This window comes from Gammaproteobacteria bacterium, assembly GCA_003696665.1.
Lineage (GTDB): Bacteria > Pseudomonadota > Gammaproteobacteria > Enterobacterales.
The window spans coordinates 1-2,519 of sequence record RFGJ01000502.1 but is presented as its reverse complement, the minus strand read 5'-3'; the positions used below and the strand labels follow the sequence as shown (position 1 = coordinate 2,519).

Genomic DNA, 2,519 nt, shown 5'->3' with positions numbered 1-2,519 from the left:
GTCAGGTATAGCCGCCAGTTAGGCCGAAACATTTTTAGAACAAAATCAGAACACCAGATTAGAAAATCGAAAATTGTCCATTTTGGGACTTGACAAATGTATACCATTTTGCTATACTATGAGCAATTGAGAGACAGGAGATGCGACCATGAAACGCCAGAAAAACATCCGACTGAGCGACCGCGCCTGGGAGAAAATAAAGTTTTTGACCACCAGGTACGGCACACAAACAACCGCAATTGAAATCGCGATTGACCAACTGTATGAAAAGGAGAAAAATGCCATGTCCAAATATGTCACCGTTATCAACGCCTACGGAAAAGAAATCGATTATGAAGCAGCCGTCAATTTGATGGACGACGACATCCGCGAACAACTGCACGCCGAACTTGCCCCGTGCTCCGAGCAGGAATTTTTCGACGCATACTGCAAAGCGCATCGCGAGAAATACGGCGAAGACTTCGAGCCTGCTAAGGCCAATCCAGTGTGGTAATAACAATCAACCTGTCTCTCCATCATCAGCCCCGCCCCGTGCGGGGCTTTTTGTTTCGGCCTAACGTGCTTGCGTCACCCGCCCGCCGTGCTGGGCAGAGTGACAGGGTTCGGCCAGTGTCACGGCTGGCAATTTTCGCGCCGCTTACCACCGCCGAAGGCGGGTCGGGTGGACGCGGTAGTTAGCATGCCGCATCCAGTTCCTCCGCGCGGCGCAGCGCGGTTGCGACGCGGGAGAGCAGCGGCAATTGTTCAGCCTCAGCGAGTTCATCCAGCCGGGCGGCCACGTCGGGATGTAACTCATAATCATCCCCGATGGGGACGAAAAGAGCACTCCCCGCGGCGAGCATCGAAACCAGCGTGTCGATGCTGCCTTCGGCGGCCATCGGGCCGCGGCCTATGATGAACCCCCATTCACGCGCGAGAGCGCGCAGAGCGCGCTTCTCGGCGGGGGTGAGGGATAGGTTTTTTGTGCTCTTGCGTGTCATTTTCTGGGGTGGACGTGGCGAGCGCGGATGATTTCGGAGATAACGTACACGTTCCCGGCGACGCGGCTGGTATCGCGTCGCAACGAGATAAGATTGGCGGTCGGGAAACGGTTGCACAGCGGCACGGCAACGACACTCAGACCGGGGGGAACGATGCAGTCAACATTCACCGCGTTGGGGGTGATGCCCGCGGCGCTCATGCGCTGGAAAGCGTCGCGGACAATCTCGTCCACCTGGGGGATGATGGGGGCTTCCAGGTCAACCTGCACGGGGACGCGGATGATGACCGCGCCCCCCTCGCCCGCGACACCGGGGGCGTTCAGGTGTTCGCGGGCGGGTTTTGACAGGGGGTGAGAGAAATTCAGGACGGTAATCATGCGGGTTTCTCCTCTGGGGGACTGATTGGCTACCATTCATCAGGGTCTTCGGCGTATGTGAACGCCGGTTCTTTCACGCGGCCGAACCATACCTTCTCGGCGCGTATCTGCGCGGTTCGTCCCGCAAGCCATGCGATAAATACTCTGGTCGAGTATCTAAACTCGTGCCACGATACCAGGGCGTGGCTCCCGGTATCGCGGGCGCTCACGAAAAACTGCTCGCTGTCCCAATACCCCCCTTTGGTGGGGGAGAACAGCGCCACGCCGACGCCGCCGACAATCTCGCCTCGGGGGGCGACTACGAAGAACGTGACATATTCGGCGCTCTTGCCCCACGCATCCTCGGCAGCGCGCACAATGGCGCGCTCGAAGTCGGTCAGACGCGATACTGAGTGCGGAGAATCGTACACGGGGTCATAGAACTGGCTGTTGCGATAGTCTCTCATGCTCTTCATGATGTCTTCCTTTCACCGCCGTCGTCCGCGCCCGGCGGCTGTGTTCTTCCCCGGCGCGGCGGGGTGGTTGGCTAAAAATCAGGATTGTCGAACACCAGGGCGTGTTCCCAACCGACGGAGATTACATCCCCGTCCCAGCAGTCAGTGATATACCGCCCTGGAGCCACGATGACGCTTTTGTAAGCGTCCTTGGCGGAGAATTTGCGGGCCTTTACGACTACGGTTTCGACATCGTAGTCGTGGAAACCGCACAGGCCTGGGAGAGCGGGCAGCCAGCCGCCTGCAGTCTCGTCGTAGACTGCGGTGTATTGGGGGTACTCATCTTCACAGGCTTCCTGGGTGTCTTCCGGGGCAATTCCCCAGTCCAGGAAGGAGACGCCGCGCTTCTGGTCTGCGGCGGGGTCGTCTGTGAAACGAACTACGATTTCGTCGTATTCTGCGAGTTGTTTTTCTGCGGTGGTGATGATTTCTTCCCAGGTCATTTCGCTCTCCTTCATTGCCCATATTATAGCGTAGGTGTACACCTTTGTCAAGGGATTTTGGAGAGCAATTTCGCGCGGCGGGTTAACGGATTTGCGCTTCACGGGCTGCGAGCCGCGAAGCGGCGAAGCGAGCGGTCGGGTGCAAGCGCGAGTTAGGCTTCGTAAAAACAAGCCAGTGTGTTTTACTATGCCGCCCGCTTCGGTGCCCGAACAGCGGTGGCACGG

Annotated in this window: 5 protein-coding genes; 1 reads left to right on the top strand and 4 read right to left on the bottom strand. The window is 58.0% G+C overall.

The genetic code is table 11. The features are described from left to right. Positions 1-148 precede the first annotated feature (148 nt). Positions 149-493 carry a hypothetical protein gene (locus D6694_12285; protein RMH38516.1) on the top strand — a complete coding sequence of 115 codons (345 nt, stop codon included), beginning with the start codon at positions 149-151 and terminating at the stop codon, positions 491-493. A 181-nt stretch (positions 494-674) separates the two neighbouring features. Here D6694_12285 and D6694_12280 read toward each other — a convergent pair whose 3' ends face one another. The 4 genes from D6694_12280 to D6694_12265 form a co-directional block, all read right to left on the bottom strand. Beyond that, positions 675-980 (bottom strand): hypothetical protein, encoded by a 306-nt coding sequence (locus D6694_12280; protein RMH38515.1) that lies wholly within the window; start codon positions 978-980, stop codon positions 675-677. Beyond that, positions 977-1,393: a hypothetical protein gene (locus D6694_12275; protein RMH38514.1), complete on the bottom strand. Its 417-nt coding sequence runs from the start codon at positions 1,391-1,393 to the stop codon at positions 977-979. Before D6694_12275 ends, D6694_12280 begins: the two co-directional genes overlap by 4 nt. Continuing rightward, positions 1,387-1,812, bottom strand: coding sequence for a hypothetical protein (locus D6694_12270; GenBank protein RMH38513.1), 426 nt, complete (start codon positions 1,810-1,812; stop codon positions 1,387-1,389). The genes D6694_12275 and D6694_12270 overlap by 7 nt, the downstream gene beginning before the upstream one ends. A 71-nt stretch (positions 1,813-1,883) precedes the next feature. Next, complete coding sequence (locus D6694_12265) at positions 1,884-2,309, bottom strand: hypothetical protein (protein RMH38512.1); 426 nt, start codon at positions 2,307-2,309, stop codon at positions 1,884-1,886. Positions 2,310-2,519: the final 210 nt, after the last annotated feature.

Bases quoted from the DNA above. Each gene is read 5' to 3' on its own strand.
- D6694_12285 (RMH38516.1), top strand. From the start codon at position 149: ATGAAACGCCAGAAAAACATCCGACTGAGCGACCGCGCCTGGGAGAAA.
- D6694_12265 (RMH38512.1), bottom strand. From the start codon at position 2,309: ATGAAGGAGAGCGAAATGACCTGGGAAGAAATCATCACCACCGCAGAA.
- D6694_12270 (RMH38513.1), bottom strand. From the start codon at position 1,812: ATGAAGAGCATGAGAGACTATCGCAACAGCCAGTTCTATGACCCCGTG.
- D6694_12275 (RMH38514.1), bottom strand. From the start codon at position 1,393: ATGGTAGCCAATCAGTCCCCCAGAGGAGAAACCCGCATGATTACCGTC.
- D6694_12280 (RMH38515.1), bottom strand. From the start codon at position 980: ATGACACGCAAGAGCACAAAAAACCTATCCCTCACCCCCGCCGAGAAG.